General features: G+C 70.2%; 20 protein-coding genes. 13 read left to right on the top strand and 7 right to left on the bottom strand.

The genetic code is table 11. The annotated features are described in order from the left end of the window. Window positions 1–7 precede the first annotated feature (7 nt). The 5 genes from coaD (at window position 8) to mutM (ending at window position 3032) form a co-directional block, all read left to right on the top strand. Window positions 8–511: a pantetheine-phosphate adenylyltransferase gene (gene coaD, locus VNR19_RS12005; RefSeq protein WP_325727050.1), complete on the top strand. Its 504-nt coding sequence runs from the start codon at window positions 8–10 to the stop codon at window positions 509–511. Window positions 512–670: 159 nt separating this feature from the next. Further along, entirely contained in the window at window positions 671–1177 is a 507-nt protein-coding gene (locus VNR19_RS12000) for a YceD family protein (protein WP_325727175.1), read from the top strand. A gap of 2 nt (window positions 1178–1179) precedes the next feature. Then, window positions 1180–1389 (top strand): 50S ribosomal protein L32, encoded by a 210-nt coding sequence (gene rpmF / locus VNR19_RS11995; protein WP_179489820.1) that lies wholly within the window; start codon window positions 1180–1182, stop codon window positions 1387–1389. 19 nt (window positions 1390–1408) lie between these two features. Then, a complete protein-coding gene (gene rnc, locus VNR19_RS11990; RefSeq protein WP_325727048.1) occupies window positions 1409–2101 on the top strand; it encodes a ribonuclease III in 693 nt (230 codons plus the stop codon). After that, window positions 2094–3032: a bifunctional DNA-formamidopyrimidine glycosylase/DNA-(apurinic or apyrimidinic site) lyase gene (mutM, locus tag VNR19_RS11985; protein ID WP_325727046.1), complete on the top strand. Its 939-nt coding sequence runs from the start codon at window positions 2094–2096 to the stop codon at window positions 3030–3032. Before rnc ends, mutM begins: the two co-directional genes overlap by 8 nt. Window positions 3033–3113: 81 nt before the next feature. On the opposite strand, the gene VNR19_RS11980 is transcribed toward mutM, so the two are convergent. The 3 genes from VNR19_RS11980 to VNR19_RS11970 form a co-directional block, all read right to left on the bottom strand. After that, a complete protein-coding gene (locus VNR19_RS11980; RefSeq protein WP_325727044.1) occupies window positions 3114–4208 on the bottom strand; it encodes a GNAT family N-acetyltransferase in 1095 nt (364 codons plus the stop codon). Continuing rightward, window positions 4201–5286 carry a GNAT family N-acetyltransferase gene (locus VNR19_RS11975; protein ID WP_325727042.1) on the bottom strand — a complete coding sequence of 362 codons (1086 nt, stop codon included), beginning with the start codon at window positions 5284–5286 and terminating at the stop codon, window positions 4201–4203. The genes VNR19_RS11980 and VNR19_RS11975 overlap by 8 nt, the downstream gene beginning before the upstream one ends. A 76-nt stretch (window positions 5287–5362) precedes the next feature. Then, window positions 5363–5623: a hypothetical protein gene (locus tag VNR19_RS11970; protein ID WP_325727040.1), complete on the bottom strand. Its 261-nt coding sequence runs from the start codon at window positions 5621–5623 to the stop codon at window positions 5363–5365. Between the two features lie 525 nt (window positions 5624–6148). Here VNR19_RS11970 and smc point away from each other — a divergent pair. From smc to VNR19_RS11955, 3 genes are all read left to right on the top strand, one after another. After that, entirely contained in the window at window positions 6149–9715 is a 3567-nt protein-coding gene (smc, locus tag VNR19_RS11965; RefSeq protein WP_325727038.1) for a chromosome segregation protein SMC, read from the top strand. A gap of 95 nt (window positions 9716–9810) precedes the next feature. Continuing rightward, window positions 9811–10683 (top strand): signal recognition particle-docking protein FtsY, encoded by an 873-nt coding sequence (ftsY, locus tag VNR19_RS11960; protein ID WP_325727035.1) that lies wholly within the window; start codon window positions 9811–9813, stop codon window positions 10681–10683. 88 nt (window positions 10684–10771) lie between these two features. Beyond that, the gene (locus VNR19_RS11955) at window positions 10772–11272 is read left to right on the top strand and encodes a DUF2004 domain-containing protein (protein ID WP_325034067.1); all 501 of its coding nucleotides are present in this window, start codon (window positions 10772–10774) and stop codon (window positions 11270–11272) included. Here VNR19_RS11955 and lipA read toward each other — a convergent pair. The 3 genes from lipA to VNR19_RS11940 all read right to left on the bottom strand — a co-directional run bounded on the left by lipA (window position 11269) and on the right by VNR19_RS11940 (window position 13684). Beyond that, entirely contained in the window at window positions 11269–12240 is a 972-nt protein-coding gene (gene lipA, locus VNR19_RS11950; protein ID WP_325727173.1) for a lipoyl synthase, read from the bottom strand. The genes VNR19_RS11955 and lipA overlap by 4 nt on opposite strands. A 26-nt stretch (window positions 12241–12266) precedes the next feature. Then, window positions 12267–12905 carry a lipoyl(octanoyl) transferase LipB gene (gene lipB / locus VNR19_RS11945; protein WP_325727033.1) on the bottom strand — a complete coding sequence of 213 codons (639 nt, stop codon included), beginning with the start codon at window positions 12903–12905 and terminating at the stop codon, window positions 12267–12269. Between the two features lie 86 nt (window positions 12906–12991). Beyond that, window positions 12992–13684 (bottom strand): ArsR/SmtB family transcription factor, encoded by a 693-nt coding sequence (locus tag VNR19_RS11940; RefSeq protein WP_325727031.1) that lies wholly within the window; start codon window positions 13682–13684, stop codon window positions 12992–12994. A gap of 64 nt (window positions 13685–13748) precedes the next feature. On the opposite strand from VNR19_RS11940, the gene VNR19_RS11935 reads away from it, so the two are divergent. The 5 genes from VNR19_RS11935 (at window position 13749) to VNR19_RS11915 (ending at window position 18390) form a co-directional block, all read left to right on the top strand. Beyond that, window positions 13749–14231 carry an OsmC family protein gene (locus tag VNR19_RS11935; protein ID WP_325727029.1) on the top strand — a complete coding sequence of 161 codons (483 nt, stop codon included), beginning with the start codon at window positions 13749–13751 and terminating at the stop codon, window positions 14229–14231. Beyond that, window positions 14228–14647, top strand: coding sequence for a hypothetical protein (locus VNR19_RS11930; RefSeq protein ID WP_325727027.1), 420 nt, complete (start codon window positions 14228–14230; stop codon window positions 14645–14647). Before VNR19_RS11935 ends, VNR19_RS11930 begins: the two co-directional genes overlap by 4 nt. A gap of 43 nt (window positions 14648–14690) precedes the next feature. Beyond that, a complete protein-coding gene (locus VNR19_RS11925) occupies window positions 14691–15704 on the top strand; it encodes a TetR family transcriptional regulator (RefSeq protein WP_325727025.1) in 1014 nt (337 codons plus the stop codon). Window positions 15705–15716: 12 nt separating this feature from the next. Continuing rightward, window positions 15717–17303 (top strand): signal recognition particle protein, encoded by a 1587-nt coding sequence (gene ffh, locus VNR19_RS11920; RefSeq protein WP_325727023.1) that lies wholly within the window; start codon window positions 15717–15719, stop codon window positions 17301–17303. Between the two features lie 664 nt (window positions 17304–17967). Next, window positions 17968–18390: an endonuclease domain-containing protein gene (locus VNR19_RS11915; RefSeq protein ID WP_325727021.1), complete on the top strand. Its 423-nt coding sequence runs from the start codon at window positions 17968–17970 to the stop codon at window positions 18388–18390. Window positions 18391–18585: 195 nt separating this feature from the next. Here the strand turns inward: VNR19_RS11915 and VNR19_RS11910 are convergent, their stop codons facing one another. Beyond that, window positions 18586–19749, bottom strand: a complete 1164-nt coding sequence (locus tag VNR19_RS11910) for a glutamate--cysteine ligase (RefSeq protein ID WP_325727019.1) — start codon at window positions 19747–19749, stop codon at window positions 18586–18588. Window positions 19750–19975 lie beyond the last annotated feature (226 nt).

Genomic DNA, 19975 nt, shown 5'->3' with positions numbered 1-19975 from the left:
TGTCGCCATGAACAGCCGGATCGCCGTCGTCCCGGGTTCCTTCGATCCCCCCACGCTCGGTCACATCGACGTGATCCGTCGTGCCGCTCGCCTCTACGACCAGCTCCACGTCCTCGTCGTCCACAACCCCGACAAGGAGGCCATGCTGCCGATCGCACAGCGACTCGCGCTGCTCGAGCAGTCCATCGCCGAGGACGACGACATCGACGGCGACGTGATCGTCGCCTCGTGGAGCATGGGGCTGCTCGTCGATTACGCGACCGACGTCGGCGCCGGCGTGCTCGTGAAGGGCATCCGCTCGCAGGTCGACGTCGCCTACGAGACCCCGATGGCGATCGTGAACCGGCATCTCGCGCACGTCGAGACGGTGTTCCTGCTGCCCGACCCCGCGCACGCCCTCGTCTCGAGCTCGCTCGTGCGGCAGGTGGCCGCGCTCGGCGGCGACGTGTCGCCGTACGTTCCCGCCGCCGTCGCGAGGTTCCTCGACACGGGCGCGCGCGACATCATCTGAGCACTCCTGAGCGCTGCGCGCTGCTCCGCGTTCGGGAGCTGGGCGGTGCGCATCCGGCCCTCGTCCGACACCCGGCCGGTACGATGGTGGATCGTGAAAAAGCATCTCTCGGGGCCTCTCGTGATCCCTGTTCGCGAAATCGCCCACAAGCCCGGCGAGATGCGCGAGCACTCGATCGAGTTCCCCGCGCCGGAGAAGTGGGGCGAGGGGCTCGTGTCCATCGCCGAGGGTGAGCCGGTCGTCGTCGACGTGCGGCTCGAGTCCGTGCACGAGGGCATCCTCGCGACGGGACACGTCGACACCGAGTACACCGGCGTGTGCGGACGGTGCCTCATCGACGTCGCCGAGGTCGTCCAAGTCGAGTTTCAGGACCTTTTCGCGTATCCTGGAGCGGAAGCAACTGACTTCGAGGTTCAAGACGACCACGTGGATCTTGAAACTCCGGTCAGGGATGCGATTGTCCTGTCGCTTCCGTTTCAGCCGGTGTGTCAGCCGGATTGCCCCGGCCTCGACCCGGCCACGGGCGAGCGTTTGGCCGACAACTCCGGGTCAGAGCCCCGCGCTCCCATCGATCCACGCTGGGCGGCGCTCCAGGACTACACCACAGACCACGATGAAGCAGCGCGCGCAGCGGGCCGCGACGTCGAGAACACAGAAGAGAGCTAGCCATGGCAGGTAACCCCCCGAAGCGGAAGGTCTCCCGTTCGAACACCCGCTCGCGCCGCGCGCAGTGGAAGGCCGAGGCCCCGAAGCTGGTCAAGACCGTCGAGAACGGCAAGGTCGTCTACAGCCGCCCCCACCACGCGAAGGTCGTGACCGACTCGCAGGGCACCGAGTTGTTCCTCGAGTACAAGGGCCGCAAGGTCGCCGACGTCTGATCCGCGCCTGCGGCACGACGTGACCGACGTCATTCCCGGGCGCGAAGCGCTCACCGAGAAGCTCGGGGTCGAGATCGACCCCGAGCTTCTTTCGCTCGCGCTCACCCACCGCTCGTATTCGTACGAGCACGGCCAGATCCCGCACAACGAGCGCCTCGAGTTCCTCGGCGACTCGGTGTTGGGACTCGCCGTCACGGTGCGGCTGTTCACGCAGCATCCGGAGCTCGATGAAGGCTCGCTCGCGAAGCGGCGGGCCGCCGTCGTGTCGACCGTCGCACTCGCCGAGGTCGCACGCGGCATCGGGCTGGGCGAGCACATCCTCCTCGGCCGCGGCGAGAACATGACCGGCGGCCGCGACAAGGACTCGATCCTCGCCGACACCATGGAGGCGCTGATCGGCGCCGCGTACCTGTCGGCGGGTGCGGATGCGGCGACCGCCCTCGTGCTCCGGCTGGTCGGTCCGCTCCTGGACGACCCCGAGCGCTACGGTGCGGCGATCGATCCGAAGACGAGCCTGCAGGAGCTCGCCGCGAGCACCGGCCGCACGCCGCCGTCGTACTCGGTGACCGCCGAAGGTCCCGATCACGACCGGACGTTCACCGCGACCGTGAAGGTCGGCGACTTCACCGCGCAAGGAACCGGCTCGAGCAAGAAGCAGGCCGAGATGGCGGCCGCGCTCACCGCGTGGAGAGAGCTCAGCGGGCGTGCCTGAGCTTCCCGAGGTCGAGGTCGTGCGATCCGGCCTCGCGCCCGCGGTCACGGGTGCGACGATCGTCGGCGTCTCGGTGCTCGACGAGCGCGCGTTGACACGCCACGCGGGTTCGGCCGTCGACTTCGAGTCTCGCCTGACGGGTCGCACGGTGCGGGCCGTGGGTCGTCGCGGCAAGTTCCTCTGGCTCGCGCTCGAGCCGGCCGGCGACGAACACGCGCCGGCGACCGAGGCGGTCGTGGGGCACCTCGGCATGAGCGGGCAGCTCCTTCTGCGCCCGGCGGGCGCAGCGCCCGAGCGCCACGAGCGCATCCGGTTCGACATCCACCACCCCGAGCACGGAGAGCTGTCGGTCGTCTTCGCCGACCAGCGCACGTTCGGCTCGCTCGCGATCGACGAGCTGATCCCCACACCGGATGCCGCGCCCGGCGGCCACGGGTGGGGCGAGTCATCCGTCCCGCGCCAGGTGTCCCACATCGCGCGCGACCCGCTGGATCCCGCCTTCTCGGACGCCCGGTTCCGGGCACTCCTCGCGCGCAAGGACTCGGCGATCAAGCGCGTGCTCCTCGACCAGACGGTCGTGAGCGGCGTGGGCAACATCTATGCGGACGAGGCGCTGTGGGCGGCGCGCATCCATCCGGAGATCCCCGCGAAGGAACTGTCGACACGAGCCGTGAACAGGCTGCTCGCCGAGACCCGCGCGGTGCTCGACAAAGCGCTCGCCGAGGGCGGCACGAGCTTCGACGCGCAGTACGTCAACGTCAACGGACAGGCGGGATACTTCGCGCACTCGCTCAACGCGTACGGCCGCACCGGCGAGCCGTGCCCGCGGTGCGGCCGTCCGATCGCGCGCGTGTCGTTCATGAACCGCTCGAGCCACTACTGCCCGCGGTGCCAGCGGATGCGGATGCCCCGGCCCGCGCGCGAGGGGTGAGCCGAAGCATCCATCACACCGTCTTCTGCCGGTCCGCGATGTAACCGGTGGGCGTGAACCCCACGGTCGCGCCCGCCTCCCTCACGCGAGGACCTTCTTCCACGCGCCCGCGTACGAGACCGGCACGAAGCCGATCGCCTCGTTGATGTCGAGCATGTGACGGTTCTCCTCGGCGTTGAACGTCGACACGCGCGGGGACTCCGGCGCGATCCCGCGCCACCGCAGCAGGTTGGCGCACTTGATGATCACGCCGAGGCGATGACCGCGGTGCTCCTTCACGACGAGCGTGCCGAACTGCTGCGTCGCCGCCGTGCGATCCTCGCCGATGACGAGCTCGTTGTACGCGACGATGCGACCCGACGGCACGTGCTCGACGCACGCGACCGAGACGGTCAGGCCTTGATCGCGCAGGCGGGCGTCACGCCGGCGCACACGGTCGGCGTCCCACACCTCCTCCTCGATCACGAGACCGCCGGCGGGCACATCGGTCGACATGCGCGAGATGACGTACGCGAAGCTGTCGATGTGCTCTTCCGGTGTCGGCGACGTCCACGTCACCACGCGGTAGTCGTCACCGACTGCGGCGAGCGCCTCGGCCAGCATCCGCTCCACCACGTCGAACGATCCGTGCAGGTCGAACGCGCTGTTGCGCTCCACCTGCTCGAGCGTGAACCCGTTCTCGAGATGGAACACCGTCTGCGGATCGTCGGCGGGGATCACACCCCAGCCGGTCGACGGCCGCATCGGCTGGGTCGGGGGGTCCGGGCGGTGCAGCGTCCACGTCTGGATCACGGATCGTCCGAGTCGGCGCGCGTCGTCCTCGAGCGCGGCGAGCAGCGCCTCTTCGGCGCCCTCGCCCCGCCGCTCGGGGTCGACCATGAGGTCGAACTCGAGCGTGTCGGAGTCCTCGCGCTGCGCGTAGACCGACGTCACGGCGCCGACGATGCGACCGCCGCGCTCGACCGTGAACCCCGAGTGGCCCCAGTCCTCCTGATGGTGCCAGGGGCCCAGCATCTCGGCCGGCTCCTGGTCGAGGTAGTCGTGGCCGGCGTCGTGCCGGCAAACGGCGTTCGCCAGGCGCACGGTCTCGAGGAACGGACCCGCGTCAGGAGCGTCGACCGACGCGGGTGCGACCAACCGGGCGACCGTCAGCGGGTGTGTGGCGATGTCAGTCATCGAGCACCTTCTTCCATGCGCCCTCGTACGAGACCGGCGTGAAGCCGATCGCCTCGTTGATGCTGAGCATGGGGCGGTTCTCCTCAGCGTTGTAGGTGATGACGCGCGGGGAGTCGGGGGCGATGTCGCGCCACGCGACCAGTCCCGCGCATTTGACGAGCATTCCGAGGCGATGCCCGCGGTGCTCCTTGAGCACGAGGGTGTCCTCCTGGTGGGTCACGCCCGTGCGGTCCCTGCCGATCACGAGCTCGTTGAACGCGCACAGCTGCCCGCTCTCGATGTGCTGGGCGGCCGTCACGTGGATGACGCGCTGCGAGGCGGTGTACTGCTCGTCGTGCTTCGCGATGCGGGCCGCGTCCCAGGTCTCTTCGGGCATCTCCAGCCCGGCCGACGGGGCATCCGTCGACATGCGCGCCTTCATCTGCGCGTAGCCGTCGGCCCACTCGGGCGGAGTCGGCGCGAACCACTCGACGACGCGATAGCCCTGGGCCACCTCGGCCGCCTCGGCGAGGAGTCGGTCGACCGTGTCACGCGACGTGCTCAGGTCGAGCTCGCTGAATCGCTCCACCTGCTCGAGCGTGTAGCCCTTTGAGAGGTAGAAGCGTGCGGCGTGGTCGAGGGGGATGCTGCCGAAGCCGGTGGGCGGGTCGAGCCGCGGTCCGGCGGCCTCGGGGTGCTTCGCCCACGACTCGAGCACGGTGCGGTCGTGCTCACGGGCCACCTGCTCGACGAACTCGTATGCGGCCGAGCCGATGCCCTGGCCCCACACCTCGCGCTGCAGCTCGATCAGCCAGTACAGCGCTTTCGAGCCGCCCTCGAGCGGGATGTCGACGCCGATGCGACCGACGACCGCGTCGTCCTTCACGACGGACCACACGAAGCGCAGCTCGTACTCATCGGGCTGGTAGAAGGGCAGAAGCTCGTCGGCCGTGATGTCGTTGTCGTCACGACCGGAGATCTGGCGGTAGACGATGTTGCGCACGCGCACCATCTCGGTGAAGTCGGCCGCCTCGGGGGCGTCCATCGACTTCGGGATGACAAGGGACCGGAAGGCGACTCCAGCCGGGGCGGTGATCATGATGGTCCTCGGTTCTCGCGTCGAAGTTCAGGGGAGCGGGGGATGGGGCCGGGGCCGCCGGCGCGGCGGCCCCGGCTCACGAGCGCACGCTGAGAAGAGCGTGCTTGCGCAGAGCGTCGTGCTCGCGATCGGTGCGCGCACGGTTCTGCTCGAGGAGCAGAGCGCGTGCCTCGGTGTCGCGTGCGGCCCCGTTGCGGCGGCCGCTGTGCAGCAGCAGCCACAGACCGAGCCGCAGCTCCAGCCTGTCCAGCGGCGAGAGCCGCGAGACGTCGGAGAGCGACGTCGACAGGAGCGCATCGGTATCGGGAGGACGAACGCGGGCGAGCGTGTCGTTCATGATGATCTCTTTCCAGAAGGAGCCTCGGTCGAGGCAGGACGGGATGGATGCCCGAAAGCGGGCGCGGAAGCGCGCCGGATGCGCGCGAGTGGAACGGGCTCAGCAGGAGGATGGCCGCGCGGCGGTCCGCGAGAGTGCGGATGGCGCGGGGCGAGGCGCCCGATGGGCAGAGTCCTCCTGCGCGGCTGGTGTCAGCCCGCAGCGCAGTGTGCAGCGCCGAAGGAACCAGTCACCGGAGCAACCCCTCCGAACGGGGTGTGCGTGGCCGGGGCAATGCCGGCTGCGATCATGTGCATCATCGGTGACCTCCTTTCGACTTCGACGCGAGGAGTTACGCTAGCGCCGACCTGATACTCACGTCAAGGACATCTCCGAGATTCGTGTGAAATCGGATGCGGCGATCCGGAGCGCGTGGCGATGGGATGCACGTGACGCGGCATCCGTCGCCCGTCGGCTCGCCTGCACGGGACGGCGCGCTCGCTCAGGTACCTTTGAGCGGTAGTTCGACGGGGTGGAGGGGCATTCATGCACCTGAAGAGCGTGACGCTCAAAGGGTTCAAGTCGTTCGCCCAGCCGACCACTTTCGCGTTCGAGCCGGGCGTGACCTGCATCGTCGGCCCGAACGGCTCGGGCAAGTCGAACGTCGTCGACGCGCTCGCGTGGGTGATGGGCGAGCAGGGCGCGAAGACGCTGCGCGGCGGCAAGATGGAGGACGTCATCTTCGCCGGCACCGCGACGCGCGGGCCGCTCGGTCGCGCCGAGGTGCAGCTCACGATCGACAACAGTGACGGCGCACTCCCGATCGAGTACTCCGAGGTGACGATCAGCCGCACGCTCTTCCGCAACGGCACGAGCGAGTACGCGATCAACGGCGAGAACTGCCGTCTGCTCGACGTGCAGGAGCTCCTGAGCGACTCCGGTCTCGGTCGCGAGATGCACGTGATCGTCGGTCAGGGCCGACTCGACAGCGTGCTGCAGGCGACGCCGGAGGACCGTCGCGGCTTCATCGAGGAGGCCGCGGGCATCCTCAAGCATCGGCGGCGCAAGGAGAAGACCGTCCGCAAGCTCGAAGCGATGGAGGCGAACCTCACGCGCCTCAACGACCTCGCCGGCGAGCTGCGGCGTCAGCTCAAGCCCCTGGGTCGCCAGGCCGAGATCGCCCGCGAAGCGGCGACGATCGCCGCGATCGTGCGCGATGCGAAGGCGCGCCTGCTCGCCGACGAGATCGTCGGCCTGCGTGAGCAGCTCGCGGCGCACGCGCGGTCGGAGCAGGAGCGCACGACCGAACGGCTCGTGCTGCAGGACGAGGCCGAGAACGTGCGGGCGCGCATCGAGCGGCTCGAGCGCGAGCAGCAGTCCGAGGCGGTCGACGAGGCCCGCCGCGTGCTGCACGGACTCGAGCGCGTGCAGGAGCGGCTGCGCGGACTGTACACACTCGCCGGCCAGCGCCTCGCCCTCCTCGGCGACAGCGAGCAGGACGACGTCGGCGAGCACACGACCGTGACGCAGGCGACGATCGACGAGGCGCGCGCCGAGGTGGACGAGATCGCCGCGGGCCTCGGTGCGGCTCAGGACGCGGCGGCGGATGCGGCGCGCGAGGTCACACGCGCGCGCGCCGAGCTGGACGCGCTCGACGCCGACATCGCAGCCCAGAGCGCGCTCGTCTCGGAGCACGACATGCGCATCACGGCGCTTCGCGGAACGGCGGAGGCCGCGGCATCCGCCCTCGCCGCCGTGCGCACCGCCGTCGAGCGGCAGCAGAAGGCGCTCGATGCGGCGCTCGCCCGTCGCGTCGAGGCGGAGGAGGCGCTCGCGGGCCTCGACCCCGACCTGGAGCCCGAGGGCTCGTCGGCCGAGTACGCGTCGGCGTACGAGCGCGCGCAGCGCGACGCGAACGACGCGGAGGCCCGGGTCGCCGGGTTGCGCGATCGACTGCACGCGGCGGAGCGCGAGGTCGAGGCACTCACTGCCCAGACAGCCGCGCTGAGTCGCGCGCTCGACGTGCAGAACGGGGCATCCGCCCTCATCGCGGAGGGGCACGCCGGCGTGCGCGGTCTCGTGGGCGACGCGGTGCAGGTCAAGCCCGGCTTCGAGGCGGCGATCGCCGCGGTGCTCGGACCGCTCGCCGAGGGTGTGCTCGTCGAAGGACGAGACGACGCGTTCGCCCTCGCCGAGCGCGTGCGCGGATCGGACGCGGGCGTGGTCGACATGGTCATCGCGGATGCCGGGGCGACGGCACCGACGTTCCCGCGGATGCACGGGGTCGTGCCTGCGCGTGACGTCGTCACCGCGCCGGACGGCGTGCTCGGGCTCCTGTCGTATGTCGTCATCGCGGAGGACCTGGACGCCGCGCGCAAGGCCGGGCCCGCTCTCGCGGACGCCGAGGTCGGCGGACCGGTCACCATCGTCACACGGGCGGGCGAGGTCCACACCGAACACTCGCTGCGCGCGGGCGCCGGCGCTTCTCGGTCGCGCCTCGAGCTGTCGGCGGAGCGCGACGCGGCTGCGGAGCGGCGTGACGAGATCACCGTCGTCGCCGATTCGCTGCGCGAGGCGCTCGCCGATGCGACGAAGGAGCTCGAGAGCGCACGTAAGCGCACCAAGACCGCGCTCGAGACGCTTCGCGCCCACGACGCGGCGCTGGCCGCGCACACCGAGCAGGTCAACCGGGCGACCGTCCGGCACGAGGCCGCGGTCGCCGAGTGCGAGCGCCTGTCAGCCGGACTCGCGCAGGCGCAGGCGGCGGTCGCGGATGCCGAGGCCTCGGCGCGCGTCGCCGACGAGCAGCTCGCGGCGGCGCTCGAAGCACCGCGTCCGATCCTCGACGCGTCGGCGCGCGAGGGCGTGCTCGCGGCGCTCGAGGAGGCTCGCGACGCCGAGATGCGCGCGCGCCTCGACGTCGAGACCCTGCGCGAGCGCATCCGTGCGGGCGAGGCGCGCGTCGCGCAGCTCGAGCGGCAGCGCGAACGGGAGCGCGAGGCGGCAGCCGCCGCGGCGCGCCGCGCGGTCATCCGCCGTGCGCAGCGCGAGCTCGCCGAGCAGGTCGTGTCGCAGCTTCCCGCCATCCTCGACTCCGTCGATCGATCGGTGACTCAGGCCCGTGTCGAGCTGGCAACGGCCGAGTCGGCGCGCACCGCTGTGACGACCGAGCTCGCCGAGCTGCGTCGTCAGGAGGCGGACGTGCGCGAACGCCTCGCCCGGCTGACCGAGAGCGTGCACGGACTCGAGCTGCAGATCCACGAGAAGCGCCTGCACGTCACCGGCCTGCTCGAACGTGCGGAGTCGGAGCTCGGGCTCGACGAGAATATTCTCGTTTCGGAATACGGTCCCGACCAACCCGTTCCTGTGGACGACGCGCCGCGCGCGCCCGCGTCCGACGAAGAGGGTGCGGATGCGGCATCCGATCGTCCGCCGGCCACGGAGCCGTACGACCGGGCGCGCCAGCAGCGCCGCCTGCAGGAGGCGGAGCGCAAGCTCGCCCAGCTCGGACGTGTGAACCCGCTCGCCCTCGAGGAGTTCGCGGCGCTCGAGCAGCGGCACAAGTTCCTCACCGAGCAGCTCGTCGATCTGACGCAGACGCGCAAGGATCTGCTCACGATCATCGAGGAGCTCGACGAGCGCATGCAGTCGATCTTCCTCGCGGCGTTCGAAGACACGAAGGCGGCCTTCGGCGAGGTGTTCCCGGTGCTGTTCCCCGGTGGAAGCGGCTCGATCTCGCTCACCGACCCCGAGTCGCCGCTCACGACCGGCATCGAGGTCTCGGTGCGTCCCGTTGGCAAGAAGATCGAGCGCCTGTCGCTCCTGTCCGGCGGCGAGCGGTCGCTCGCGGCGGTCGCGCTGCTCGTCGCGATCTTCAAGGCACGGCCGAGCCCCTTCTACATCCTCGATGAGGTGGAGGCGGCGCTCGACGACGCGAACCTCGGCCGACTTCTCGGGGTTTTCGAACAGTTGCGCGAGACGAGCCAGCTCATCGTGATCACGCACCAGAAGCGCACGATGGAGATCGCCGACGCGCTGTACGGCGTGTCGATGCGGCAGGACGGCGTCTCGGCCGTCGTCGGCCAGCGCGTGCGCGAGCGCGCAGCGTCCTGATGCGGCATCCGTGGCACGCCTTCGGCGCCTCGTGTTCGCCGGCAGCAGTGCGCGCGTGCGCGGGTTCCCTCCTTTCGCCCGCCTAGGCTGGAGTCATGGCGGAGAACTCCTGGTCGCTCGGCCGCGCCCTGCGCGGCATGTTCGTGAAGCCGACGATCGACGAGACGACGTGGGAAGACCTCGAGGCAGCGCTCATCACGGCGGACTTCGGCCCCGACATCACCGAGCGCATCGTCGACGAGCTCCGCGACAAGGTCGACCGCTACCGCACGACCGACCCGCGCGACCTCAAGCGCATGCTCGTCGAGACGCTCGAGGAGCACTTCGCGAAGTTCGACACGACCCTCAAGCTCACCGAGCGGCCCGCGGTGGTGCTCGTGGTGGGCGTGAACGGCGTGGGCAAGACCACGACGATCGGCAAGTTCGCGAAGTTCCTCCAGCGCTACGGCCGGTCGGTCGTCGTCGGGGCTGCCGACACGTTCCGCGCAGCCGCGGTCGACCAGCTCGCCACGTGGGCGGAGCGAGGCGGCGCCGCGATCGTGCGCCCCCAGCAGGAGGGTCAGGACCCGGCATCCGTCGCATACCAGACCATCGAGTACGCCAAGCGCACCGGCACCGAGATCGTCCTCGTCGATACCGCCGGCCGCCTGCACACCAAGGGCGGGCTCATGGACGAGCTGAGCAAGATCCGCCGGGTCATCGAGAAGCAGGCGCCGATCAGCGAAGTGCTCCTCGTGCTCGACGCCACGACGGGGCAGAACGGCGTCATGCAGGCGCAGGCGTTCCTCGAACACGCGGGGGTCACGGGCCTGGTGATCACGAAGCTCGACGGCTCGGCCAAGGGCGGCTTCGTGCTGGCCGTCCAGGAGCGTACGGGCATCCCCGTGAAGCTGCTCGGACAGGGTGAGGGCATCGGCGATCTCACGGGCTTCACGCCCCACGTCTTCGCCGCCTCGCTCGTCGAATAGGGGTCCTTCGCCGACCGATCCCGGACGCGTTTCCTCCCACGGGTGCGTCGGACTATCGCACCGGGCAAGAGGCTGGTTTCATGGGGTCATGGCGATCGAGCACGACTTCTTCGGCCTTCTCGAGTCGGGGCCGGACGGGTCGATCTTCTGGTCCGAGAACGTGGAGCTCGGGGACCAGACGGTCACGGTCGACCTGACCGCTCCCGACCAGGACGACGTGTCCGAAGCGGCCCTCGACGTCGCCGCGGCGCTCATCTCATCGCTCGAGACGATCGACCGCAGCGCCCGCAACGCGATGGTGAACGAGCTCGGCGATCGCACGAGCGAGGTCACCGAGTACATCCTCCAGCAGCAGGAGACGCTCGGCGACGACCTGCAGGACATGCTCATCGACATCTCCGGCGACACGCACATCGACGTCATCCGCTCGCTGCAGCTCATGAGCATGACGATCCTCGCCGACGAGCACGGCGGCGCCGACCCGTTCGCGGTGCTCGAGTACGCACTCGATCCGGATGCCACCGACGACGTGCTGCTCGTCAACCTCGACTCCGGGGGCGACGTGCTCACGGTGACGAGCGCGGACTAGACCGCCTGAGCGAACGACGCCCCTTCGGCGGCGATGTCCTGCGCGAGGTGCGCCAGGTGCGGCGGGATGTCGCGGCCCTTCGCGATCATCGACGTCGCCCACAGGCGCCCCGCGCGGTACGACGAGCGCACGAGGGGTCCGGCCAGCACGCCCAGGAACCCGATGCGCTCGGCCTCCTCCTTGAACTCCACGAACTCCTGCGGCTTGACCCACCGGGCGACCGGCAGGTGGCGCGGCGTCGGTCGCAGGTACTGCGTGATCGTGATGATGTCGGTGCCGGCGTCGTGGAGATCCTGCAGCGCCCGCACGACTTCTTCGGGCTCTTCGCCCATCCCGAGGATGAGGTTCGACTTCGTGATGAGCCCCGCGTCGCGGGCCCGGGTGAGCACGCCGAGCGAGCGCTCGTAGCGGAACGCCGGCCGGATGCGCTTGAAGATCCGCGGAACGGTCTCGACGTTGTGGGCGAACACCTCGGGGCGACTGTCGAAGACCTCGTCGAGGAGGGCGGGGTCGCCGTTGAAGTCGGTCGCGAGGATCTCGACGCCCGTGCCGGGGTTCTGCGCGTGGATCTGCCGCACCGTCTCGGCGTGGAGCCACGCTCCGCCGTCGGGGAGGTCGTCGCGGGCGACGCCCGTGACGGTCGCGTACCGCAGCTGCATCCGGGTCACGCTCTCGGCAACGCGTCGCGGCTCGTCGGTGTCGTACTCGGCGGGCTTGCCGGTGTCGATCTGACAGAAGTCGCATCGGCGCGTGCACTGCGAGCCGCCGATGAGGAACGTCGCCTCGCGGTCCTCCCAGCACTCGTAGATGTTCGGGCACCCGGCTTCCTGGCACACCGTGTGCAGGTCCTCGCTCTTCACGAGCGAGTGCAGCGCCTGATACTCGGGTCCGAGTTTCGCCTTCGTCTTGATCCACTCCGGCTTGCGCTCGATGGGCGTCTGCGCGTTGCGGACCTCGAGGCGCAGCATCCGTCGCCCCTCGGGAGAAGTGGCGCTCACGCGGTCACCCCCGCGTACTCGGCGGCGAAGACCCGCGAGACGGTGTCGACGATGTCGGCGGGGAAGACATGCGCGCCCGCGACTTCGCTCACCGTCGTCACGCCCGCGTCGGTGATGCCGCACGGGATGATCCCGCGGAATGCCGCGAGCGAGTTGTCGCAGTTCACCGCGAACCCGTGCATCGTGACGCCGCGCTCGACGCGCACGCCGATCGCGGCGACCTTGTCCTCCGAGAGGGGGCGGCGCACCCACACGCCGCTGCGCCCTGCGACCTGGTATCCGTCGACGCCGTGCTCCCGCAGCACGTCGATGAGCAGTCGCTCGAGTCGTCGGACGTGCGCGACGACGTCGACCGGCTCGGGGAGCCGGACGATGGGGTAGCCCACGAGCTGGCCCGGACCGTGCCATGTGATCTTGCCGCCGCGGTCGACATCGATCACGGGGGTGCCGTCGGTCGGACGCTCGTGCGCCTCGGTGCGCCTGCCCGCGGTGTAGACGGACTCGTGCTCGAGGAGGATGAGAGTGTCGGGGCGATCACCCGCGACGACGTCCGCGTGGATGCGGCGCTGCAGCTCCCACCCCTCGAGGTAGGGGACGTAGTCGGGCGCGAGCCCCGCGGGCAGGATGTCGAGCATCGTGCTCCTTCGCTCGTGGGATTATTGGATCGCGTCCAACAATACGCGACGACACGACCGGGGCGATCCGGATGCGCGCGCCCGCGTCACGCGTCGGCTGTGAGCCGATCGCGGTGCACGCCCCACTGAGACTCAAGCGCGATCCACCCGTCGCGCGTGATGCGCAGGCCGCGTCCCTCCGGAACGCGCGCGACCCAGCCGGCCTCGAGGAAGCGTGCGGCGACGGCGGCCCCGAGCGCACCCGCGAGGTGAGCCCTGCGTTCCGTCCAGTCGGCGCACCGGCGGGCGATGCGGCGCCGTGCGGGCAGGGTCTCCAGGTCGATGCCGCGTTCGGCGAAGGCTGCGGGCGCGGCGGATGTCGGTGCCAGGTCGGCCTCGTCGAGCCACCCTGCCTCGATCATCGCGTCGGTGAGTGCGACTCCGAGCCGGCCTGCGAGGTGGTCGTAGCAGAACCGCGCCCGGGCGAGGGCGCGCGCGTCGCGAGACTGCCGGTACGTGACCGCCGGCGCATCCGGGCAGAGGTTCCCGAGGTGCTCCAGAGCTGACGCGACGGCTCCGTCGGCGAGCCGGTAGTACCTGCGTCGACCGCGCGGCGTGCAGGTGACGAGCCCGGCGTCGGTCAGGACGGCGAGATGCTCGGATGCCGTCGCGGGCGACACTCCCGCGGCGGAGGCGAGTTCGCTCGCGGGCCGCGACGAACCGTCCATGAGGGCGTTGATCATGTCGGACCTCGCGGGTGTCGCGAGGGCGCGACCGATCACGGTGAAGTCCTTCGCCATGCGTCAGACGTTAGTCGCGCACACTTCGGCGCGGGCCGAAACGATCTCGACCTATCGTCGCGGCATGACAGAGCACACCTACCGCGCACTCACGACGTGGACCGGGTCGACCGACGGCCCGTACGCCGCGTACGACCGGACCCACACCGTATGGACTCCGCCCGCCGAGGCCGTGCTGCGCCTCAGCGCCGATCCGGCGTTCCGCGGCGACGGGAGGCTCATGAATCCCGAGCAGCTCCTCGTCGCGGCGGCGAGCTCGTGCCAACTGCTCTCGTTCCTCGCGGTGGCGAACCGCTCCGGAATCGAGGTTCTCCGCTACGTCGACGACGCCCGCGGAACGATCGACCTCGCGGCGACACCGGCGCGCGTCGGCTCGATCGTCCTCGCCCCGACGGTGCACGTCGCGCCCGGTACGGATCACGCCGAGGTCGTCGCGACCGCTCGCCGCGCGCACGAGACGTGTTACATCGCGAACTCGCTCAACACCCGGATCTCGCTTCGGGTCACTGTCGTCGACGCTGTGCCGTCGGGGGCGATGTCGTCATGAGCGGCTTCGTCGATCTCGGCATCGAGCTCCCGGCGCGGCCTGGCGCGCTCGCCGACTTCGGGGCCGTGCTCGGCGCCGCCCGGGTCAGTCTCGAGGGCGGCGGAGTCTTCACGCACGGCGGCGTCGGTGTGGCGCATTACCTCGTCGCCGACGGCGAGCGCGCCGCGTCCGCCCTCGCGTCCGCGGGGCTCGGCCGTGCGACGGTGTCGCCGGTCGTCATGCTGCGCCTCGACCAGGAGGCACCGGGTGAGCTCGGCCGGTTCGCACGGCGGGTGGCGGATGCCGACATCGACATCCTCGTTCAGTACAGCGACCACGACGGGCGCCTCGTCCTCGTGGTGCCGCCCGATCGCCGTGACGACTGCGCCGAGATCGCGCGCCGATGGGACACCGAGCGAGCGACTCGACCGCAGTGAGACCCGGATCCTCGTGGACCGCCGGCCTGTCTAATCTGGACGGATGGCGCCTTCCGACTCCGCATCCCGCACCGGCCGTCCTCGAGCGTCCTCCCGCGAGACCCTGGCCGAAGCCGCCTGCGAGCTCTTCCTCGAGCGCGGGTACGCCGAGACCTCCGTCTCCGACATCACGACGCGCGCCGGCGTCAGCCGCTCGAGCTTCTTCAACTACTTCGCCTCGAAGGGCGACATCCTGTGGGCGACGTTCGATGAGCGCATCGACGCGGCCTCGAGCGCGCTCACGGTCGGCGACGAGCCGGTGCGTTCGGTCCTCGAGTCCATCGCCGACGGGTTCGCTCCCGACAGCCTCGCGCTCGCGGTCGCGAACGCCGACGCGATGGGAATCGCCGACGAGCTCATCCGCGAGCGGGCGGTCCGGCAGGCGCGCCTCGCGCGGGCGATCGCCGAACGCCTCGCATGCATGGGCGCCGATCACCTGACCGCGGAAGTGCAGGCTGCCGCGCTCGCCGGCGCGGTACTCGCGGCGGTGTGGGAGTGGGCGGATGCCGGTCCCGGCCGCACCCGGCTCAGCGAGTTCCTCGCTCGGGCGCTCGACGTGGCGGCGCGCGGCGTGCCCGTCGCGTCGCGGGGCGACGTGCGCCAGTTGAGGGTCGTGGCACGTGCCGAGGACTTCGAGGAGGCGCTCGCGTTCTACCGCGATGTCGTGGGCATGCCGCAGGCCGAGGCGTACGAGGCGGAGGGCGGCGCGCGCGTCGCGATTCTCGACGCCGGCCGCGCGACACTCGAGCTCTCGAACCCCGCGCAGGTAGAGTTCATCGACCGGGTCGAGACCGACGGGGGCCGCAGCGACCGCATCCGCATCGCCCTCGAGGTCGACGACACGGCGGCTGCACAGGAACGACTCGCGGATGCCGGCGCCGAGGTCGAGGCAACCGCTCGTGTCACGCCGTGGCGATCGCTCAACGCACGCCTGCGCGGCAGGGCCGATCTTCAGCTCACGCTCTTCCAGGAGCTCGGACCTGAGCCCCAGAGCGGGGACGAGGGTTCGCTCGCGTAAACTTGCCGGATCATGGCTACCTTCGGCACGCTCTCCGATCGGCTCACCGAGACCTTCCGCAACCTCCGCACCAAGGGCAAGCTCTCGCCCGCGGACGTCGACGGCACGGTCCGCGAGATCCGGCGTGCGCTGCTCGACGCCGACGTCGCGCTTCCGGTCGTCAAGGACTTCACCGCGAAGGTGCGCGAGCGGGCGCTCGGCGACGAGGTCAACCGCGCGCTGAACCCGGCGCAGCAGGTCGTGCAGATCGTCAACGAGGAGCTCGTCGCGATCCTCGGCGGTGAGCAGCGCCGCCTGCAGTTCGCGAAGAACCCGCCGACCGTGATCATGCTCGCGGGACTTCAGGGCTCCGGCAAGACGACGTTCGCGGGCAAGCTCGCGCGCCAGCTCGAGAAGGAGGGACACACGCCGCTGCTCATCGCGGCCGACCTCCAGCGCCCGAACGCCGTCAACCAGCTGCAGGTCGTCGCCGAGCGTGCCGGCGCCGCGATCTACGCGCCCGAACCGGGCAACGGCGTCGGCGATCCCGTCAAGGTCGCCCGCGACGGCGTCGAGGTCGCTCGTCGGCAGCAGCACGACGTCGTCATCATCGACACGGCCGGCCGACTCGGCGTCGATGCCGAGCTCATGAAGCAGGCAGCCGACATCCGCAGGGCCACCGACCCCGACGAGGTCCTGTTCGTCATCGACGCGATGATCGGTCAAGACGCCGTCAACACGGCGAAGGCCTTCCAAGAGGGCGTCGACTTCACCGGCGTCGTGCTGTCGAAGCTCGACGGCGACGCCCGCGGCGGTGCGGCGCTGTCCGTCGCATCCGTGACCGGTCGCCCGATCATCTACGCGTCGACCGGTGAGGGTCTCGACGACCTCGAGCCGTTCCACCCCGACCGCATGGCGTCGCGCATCCTCGACCTCGGCGACATCCTGACCCTCATCGAGCAGGCTCAGCAGGCGTTCGATGAGGAGGAGGCGCGCAAGGTCGCCGACAAGCTCGCGACCGAGCAGTTCACGCTCGAGGACTTCCTTGAGCAGATGCAGCAGATGCGCAAGATGGGCTCGATGAAGAAGATGCTCGGCATGCTGCCGGGCATGGGCCAGATGAAGCAGCAGCTCGAAGACTTCGACGAGCGCGAGATCGACCGCACCGAGGCGATCATCCGCTCGATGACCCCGGCGGAGCGCCGCAACACGAAGCTGCTCAACGGCTCGCGCCGCCTGCGCATCGCGCGCGGCTCGGGTGTCACCGTGACCGACGTCAACCAGCTCGTGCAGCGCTTCGAGCAGGCCGCGAAGATGATGAAGACCGTCGCGCGCGGGGGAGTGCCCAACATCCCCGGCATGGGTCCGATCCCCGGTGCCGGTCGCCCCGGCGCGTCCTCGAAGCGCGGCGGCAAGGGCAAGAACCGCAAGCAGGGCTCGCGCTCGGGCAACCCCGCCAAGCGCGCGGCCGAGAACGCCGGCCTCGCGGCGCAGGCCGCTGCCCAGCCCACCGGCTCGGGCTTCGGCCTCGGCGGGCCCGGTGCGGGAGCGGGTGCGGCGGGTGGCACGCCGTCGGCCGAGGAGCTCGCCGAGCTGCAGAAGCTGCTCGGGCGGCGCTGAGCGCGCCCCGGCGCGGGGTCACGCGACTGGCGGCCCGCGTTCGCGGCGGTCCGTGCTCTACGTAGGAGATGGTGCGCCGGTAGGACGGATGCGCACGCCACGTCCTACGCCCGGATCATCTCCTGCGCTCGCAGCTTCTCGGCGTCTGCGCCGACTCCTCCCCACCCGGGGGTAGGAGCGGGCCGTCCACATCGTGGATCCTTGTGGCGGATGACGGTGCCGCACTGGGCACTCTGATGCTGTGGCATCCGCACAGCACGTAATCAGGTGGCTCGAGCAGCGCGGTGGTGTCGCGCACACTGCCGAAGCGCGCGCACGGGGATTCTCGGGGCGCGCGATCGCCGAAGCTGTGGACGCGGGAGTACACCGCGTACGGAGGAGCTGGCTCGTCGGCGCGAGTGCTGATCCCGAGGTCTTCGCTGCCATCGCCGCCGGTGGGAGGGTCAGCTGCGTGACCGCCGCGCGGCGTTCGGGCCTGTGGGTGCCCGCACATGACGGCGTGCACATCGCGGTCAAGCCGACGGCGTCCCGTCTGGGAGGCTCGGAGCGACTCGTCGTGCACTGGGCAGTCGGTCCCGCGCCCGTTGCGCGGTACGCGATTGCAGATCCGCCGATGAACATGCTGTTCCATGTGGCTCGGTGTATGCCTCACGAGGACGCCCTGGTGGTATGGGAGTCCGCGCTCAACAAGGGGCTCGTCGACGGTCGGATGCTCGCTCGCATCCAGTGGGGGAGCCCTCGAGCGGCGGCTCTCGCGGAGTTGGCCACATCGCTGAGCGATTCGGGTCTGGAGACCCTCTTCCTCTCCCGCATCTCCGCCTTCGGGCTCGAGGTGCGTCAACAGGTGGTGCTCGACGGCCGCAGAGTCGACTTCCTCATCGGGGAGCGACTTGTGGTGCAACTGGACGGCTTCGCACACCACAGCACGGCGCACGAGCGCCGGAGGGACATCGAGGCTGATGCGCGTCTCGCGCTCTTCGGGTTCACGGTGCTCCGGTTCGACTGGAAGCAGGTGATCCACGAGTGGTCGAGTGTCGAGCGGACCGTGCTCACGGCCGTGGCCCAAGGACTCCACCGCGCCGCGTGACGCCGAGTTGCATCCTGAACTCCTGCCGGAGGTAGGAGATGGTTCGGGGGCAGGACGGATGCGGCGGCTCGCTCCTGCGCTCGCGACATCTCCTGCGCTCAGAACCCGACGTCGACTCCGGGCGAGGGCAACCGGCGTCTTCGGGGGGCGCGCGGCGCGGGGCGCGCGGCGCGCGGCGCGCCGCGGCCGCGCGGGTCAGATGCTGAAGTTCGCGAGGTGCTCGCGCAGCGTGGGGCCGGCGCGGAACTCGCGGATGAGGTGCATCACGACCTCGCGCAGGTCGCCGTCGGCCGCATCCGCCACCAGCACTTGCCGTGCGTAACTCGCGCCCTGCGACAGGATCAGCTCCAGCCCCGCGAATTCGCGTGCGCACTTGAGCTCGACGGCGATGTCGGCGAGGATCTCCATCGTCTCGCGCAGGTGTTCGCGTACGGGCCTCTCGGTGCCGTCGCGGTCGACGATGACGCGCGCCTCGAGGCCGTAGCGGGCTGCGCGCCATTTGTTCTCGCGGATGAACCACGGCTGCAGTCGCGGCAGCTCGCGGCCCTCGTCGAGCTGACGCGAGAAGTGCTCCACGAGCGTCTGGACGAGCGAGGCCACGGCGGCCAGCTCGGGGAGCGTCGACATCCCGTCGCACGCGCGCACCTCGACGGTGCCCCAGCGGGGGGCGGGGCGGATGTCCCACCGCACCTCGGTCGCATCCTCCATGACCCCCGTGCGGATCATGTCGTCGAGGTAGCCCTCGAACTGCGCCCAGTTGTCGAGCGGCCACGGGAGCCCCGCGGTCGGCAGCTGTTGGAAGACGAGCGAGCGGTTGGAGGCGTACCCCGTGCGCTCGCCGGCCCAGAACGGGGAAGACGCCGACAGCGCCTGCAGGTGGGGGAGGTAGATCGAGAGCGCGTTGATGATCGGGAAGACCTTCTTGACGTCGTCTACTCCCACGTGCACGTGGATGCCCCAGATCATCATGTTGCGGCCCCACCACTGCGTGCGCTCGATGAGCTTGTGATACCGCGTCTTGTCGGTGATGCCCTGCTTGTACCACTGCGCGAACGGGTGGCTGCCCGCGCACAGGAGCTCGACCTCGAGCGGGTTCGTCACGGTGCGCACGGCGGCGATCGCATCCGCGATGTCGTCGACGGCGGCCGCCACCGTGGCGCCGATTCCGCTCGTGACCTCGACGGTGTTGGTGAGCAGCTCGCCGGTGACGGTGTAGCGCTCATGCCGCGTGTTGTCGGCGAGACCCTCGAGCACGTCGGGGGCGCGCGGCACGAGGTCGCCGGTCTTGCCGTCGGCGAGCATGATCTCCCACTCCAACCCGACCGACGATCTGGCGGATGTCGCGAAAGGCACCGTCATTTCCACATCTTGGCATGCGGATGCCCCGGTCCGCCCGGTTCTTCGGAAGGCTTGACTTCGACGGGCGGTGGTGGTGTTCGCGGGAGGGTTGCGTCCAATAGCGTGGTGTACGGATCGGGTGACCGTGTCGCTGCGGACGTAGCGACGGTCACCGCGTGATCCTTCGAGAGAACTCTTCACATCCATCTCGAAAGGAACCACGACGATGACCGTCGCACCCCACGAT

Origin of the sequence: Microbacterium sp. (assembly GCF_035556355.1) — a bacterium.
Lineage (GTDB): Bacteria > Actinomycetota > Actinomycetes > Actinomycetales > Microbacteriaceae > Microbacterium.
The sequence above is the reverse complement of the archived record's forward strand: the minus strand, read 5'-3'. Positions and strand labels throughout refer to the sequence as shown.

What these genes read in the sequence shown, in the direction of transcription:
- VNR19_RS11940 (WP_325727031.1), bottom strand. Translation starts at nt 13,684, where the DNA reads ATGGCGAAGGACTTCACCGTGATCGGTCGCGCCCTCGCGACACCCGCG.
- lipB (WP_325727033.1), bottom strand. Translation starts at nt 12,905, where the DNA reads ATGCTCGACATCCTGCCCGCGGGGCTCGCGCCCGACTACGTCCCCTAC.
- VNR19_RS11925 (WP_325727025.1), top strand. Translation starts at nt 14,691, where the DNA reads ATGGCGCCTTCCGACTCCGCATCCCGCACCGGCCGTCCTCGAGCGTCC.
- smc (WP_325727038.1), top strand. Translation starts at nt 6,149, where the DNA reads ATGCACCTGAAGAGCGTGACGCTCAAAGGGTTCAAGTCGTTCGCCCAG.
- VNR19_RS11970 (WP_325727040.1), bottom strand. Translation starts at nt 5,623, where the DNA reads ATGAACGACACGCTCGCCCGCGTTCGTCCTCCCGATACCGATGCGCTC.
- ftsY (WP_325727035.1), top strand. Translation starts at nt 9,811, where the DNA reads ATGGCGGAGAACTCCTGGTCGCTCGGCCGCGCCCTGCGCGGCATGTTC.
- VNR19_RS11980 (WP_325727044.1), bottom strand. Translation starts at nt 4,208, where the DNA reads ATGACTGACATCGCCACACACCCGCTGACGGTCGCCCGGTTGGTCGCA.
- ffh (WP_325727023.1), top strand. Translation starts at nt 15,717, where the DNA reads ATGGCTACCTTCGGCACGCTCTCCGATCGGCTCACCGAGACCTTCCGC.
- VNR19_RS11975 (WP_325727042.1), bottom strand. Translation starts at nt 5,286, where the DNA reads ATGATCACCGCCCCGGCTGGAGTCGCCTTCCGGTCCCTTGTCATCCCG.
- VNR19_RS12000 (WP_325727175.1), top strand. Translation starts at nt 671, where the DNA reads ATGCGCGAGCACTCGATCGAGTTCCCCGCGCCGGAGAAGTGGGGCGAG.
- VNR19_RS11935 (WP_325727029.1), top strand. Translation starts at nt 13,749, where the DNA reads ATGACAGAGCACACCTACCGCGCACTCACGACGTGGACCGGGTCGACC.
- rpmF (WP_179489820.1), top strand. Translation starts at nt 1,180, where the DNA reads ATGGCAGGTAACCCCCCGAAGCGGAAGGTCTCCCGTTCGAACACCCGC.
- VNR19_RS11910 (WP_325727019.1), bottom strand. Translation starts at nt 19,749, where the DNA reads ATGACGGTGCCTTTCGCGACATCCGCCAGATCGTCGGTCGGGTTGGAG.
- coaD (WP_325727050.1), top strand. Translation starts at nt 8, where the DNA reads ATGAACAGCCGGATCGCCGTCGTCCCGGGTTCCTTCGATCCCCCCACG.
- VNR19_RS11955 (WP_325034067.1), top strand. Translation starts at nt 10,772, where the DNA reads ATGGCGATCGAGCACGACTTCTTCGGCCTTCTCGAGTCGGGGCCGGAC.
- lipA (WP_325727173.1), bottom strand. Translation starts at nt 12,240, where the DNA reads ATGCTGCGCCTCGAGGTCCGCAACGCGCAGACGCCCATCGAGCGCAAG.
- VNR19_RS11930 (WP_325727027.1), top strand. Translation starts at nt 14,228, where the DNA reads ATGAGCGGCTTCGTCGATCTCGGCATCGAGCTCCCGGCGCGGCCTGGC.